The organism is Mycobacterium sp. E3339, from assembly GCF_001666915.1.
In the GTDB taxonomy this organism is placed as follows: Bacteria; Actinomycetota; Actinomycetes; order Mycobacteriales; family Mycobacteriaceae; genus Mycobacterium.
Genome location: NZ_LZIZ01000145.1, coordinates 1 through 2,253, shown reverse-complemented (window position 1 = coordinate 2,253; position 2,253 = coordinate 1). Strand labels below are relative to the sequence as shown.

Sequence of the window (2,253 nt, the reverse complement as noted above, 5' to 3'; positions counted from 1 at the left end):
TCGGCACCGGCATCGACGACGCCAGCTGGTCGCGCAAGACGGCCGCGGTGCGCGACGCCCTGTTCCGGGCGCGCCTCGTGCTGCCCGATCCGGTGGCGCTGCTGCGCTACGCCGGCGGCGCCGACCTGGCCGCGCTGGCGGGCTTCTGCGCGCAGGCCGCGGTGCGGCGCACCCCGCTGCTGCTCGACGGGATGGCCGTGACCGCCGCCGCGCTGGTCGCCGAACGGCTGGCCCCCGGCGCCCGGCTGTGGTGGCAGGCCGGTCATCGGTCCACCGAGCCCGGCCACGCCCTGGCGCTGACCGAGCTCGGCCTGGAGCCCATCCTGGACCTGCGGATGCGGCTGGGCGAGGGCAGCGGCGCCGCGGCGGCGCTGCCCGTGCTGCGCGCCGCGGTGGGCACGCTGTCGTCGATGGCCACATTCAGCCAGGCCGGCGTGTCCGAGCGGGCCGCTCCCCCACTGTGATCCGTTCGCTGGCAACGGCTTTCGCGTTCGGCACGGTGTTGCCCGTGCCGGGTTCGCGGCATGGGCCGATGGGCCGCGGCGCCCTGACGGCGCTGCCGGTGGTGGGCGCCGTCCTTGGTGTGCTCGCCGCCGCCGTGACGTGGGGCGGGGCGCACGCGTTCGGGGCGTCCAGCCCGCTGTCGGGACTGCTCGCGGTCGCGGCGCTGCTGCTGGCCACCCGCGGCCTGCACGTCGACGGCGTAGCCGACACGGCCGACGGGCTGGGTTGCTACGGGCCGCCCGAGCGCGCTCTGGCGGTGATGCGCGACGGGTCGACCGGGCCGTTCGGCGCCGCGGCGATCGTGTTGGTGATCGCGCTGCAGGGGCTGGCCTTCGCGGCGCTCGGGGCGGCGGGCGAACCGGGTATCGCCGGCATCGCCGTGACGGTGTTCGCCGGCCGGGTGGCCGCGGTGCTGGCCGGTCGCCGGTCGGTGCCGGCGGCCGCGGGCAGCTCCCTGGGGGCGCGGGTCGCCGGCAGCCAGCCGGTGGCCGTGGTGGCGGCGTGGGTCGCGGTGTTGCTCGTCGCCGCGCTGGCGGCCGGGCCGCGGTGGTGGCAGGGGCCGGTGGCGGTGCTGGCCGGTGTGGCCTGCGGCGCGGTGCTGGTGCGGCACTGCGTGCGCCGGTTCGGCGGCATCACCGGTGACGTGCTGGGCGCCGTCATCGAGCTGACCGCGACGGTGAGCGCCGTGGCGCTCGCCGGGCTGGTGCCCTTCTAGCCGGGCGGGCGACCTAACCCAGTTGGGCCATCCAGCCGTGGGTGTCGGCGAAGGTGCCCCGCTGAATGCCGGTCAGCGTGTCCCGCAGCGCCATCGTCACTTCGCCGGGCTTACCGTCGGCGACGGTGAATTCCGTGTCGCCGTACTTGACGTGCGAGACCGGGGTGATGACGGCGGCGGTGCCGCAGGCGAACACCTCGGTTATTTCCCCGGCGGCGGCCTTCTTCTGCCACTCGTCGATGTCGATCTTGCGCTCCTCGACGGAGAATCCGGCGTCAATCGCCAACTGCAGCAACGAATCTCGGGTGATGCCCGGCAGTAGCGACCCGGACAGTTCCGGGGTGACAAGGCGCGCCGACCCGCCGCTGCCGAACACGAAGAAGATGTTCATCCCGCCCATCTCTTCGACGAAGCGGCGTTCGACGGCGTCCAGCCAGACCACCTGGTCGCACTCGTGCGCGGCGGCCTCGGCCTGCGCCAGCAGCGAGGCGGCGTAGTTGCCGCCGAACTTGGCGGCGCCGGTGCCGCCCGGGCTGGCCCGCACGTAGTCCGTCGACACCCACACGGTGACGGGGTTGATGCCGCCCTTGAAGTACGCCCCGGCGGGCGAGGCGATCAGCAGGTAGCGGTATCGCTTGGACGGCCGCACGCCCAACCCGGGCTCGGTCGCGATGATGAACGGGCGCAGATACAGCGCCTCCTCGCCCCCGGCGGCGGGAACCCAGGCGTTGTCGACGGCGATCAGCTGGCACAGCGAGCCCATGAACAGCTCGTCGGGCAGTTCGGGCATGGCGAGCCGCCGCGCCGACGACCGCATCCGCGCGGCGTTGGCCTCGGCCCGAAACGACACCACCGAGCCGTCGGCCCAGCGGTAGGCCTTGAGCCCCTCGAAGATCTCCTGCGCGTAGTGCAGCACGATCGCCGACGGGTCGAGCTCGATCGGGCCGTACGGGATGACGCGCGCGTTGTGCCAGCCCTGGTCGTCGTCGTAGTCGATGGACACCATGTGGTCAGTGAAGTACTTACCGAAACCG

At 73.7% G+C, this 2,253-nt stretch carries 3 protein-coding genes; 2 read left to right on the top strand and 1 reads right to left on the bottom strand.

Annotated elements, in window-relative coordinates; genetic code table 11:
- Both A5702_RS12795 and A5702_RS12790 read left to right on the top strand, forming a co-directional pair.
- A partial coding sequence (locus tag A5702_RS12795) for a nicotinate-nucleotide--dimethylbenzimidazole phosphoribosyltransferase (RefSeq protein ID WP_197506557.1) occupies positions 1-464 on the top strand: 464 nt, incomplete at its 5' end.
- Positions 461-1,219: an adenosylcobinamide-GDP ribazoletransferase gene (locus tag A5702_RS12790; RefSeq protein ID WP_068221153.1), complete on the top strand. Its 759-nt coding sequence runs from the start codon at positions 461-463 to the stop codon at positions 1,217-1,219. The genes A5702_RS12795 and A5702_RS12790, both read left to right, overlap by 4 nt.
- Before the next feature lie 13 nt (positions 1,220-1,232).
- Here the strand turns inward: A5702_RS12790 and A5702_RS12785 are convergent.
- On the bottom strand, positions 1,233-2,253 hold a 1,021-nt coding region (locus tag A5702_RS12785), incomplete at its 5' end, for a branched-chain amino acid aminotransferase (protein WP_068221150.1).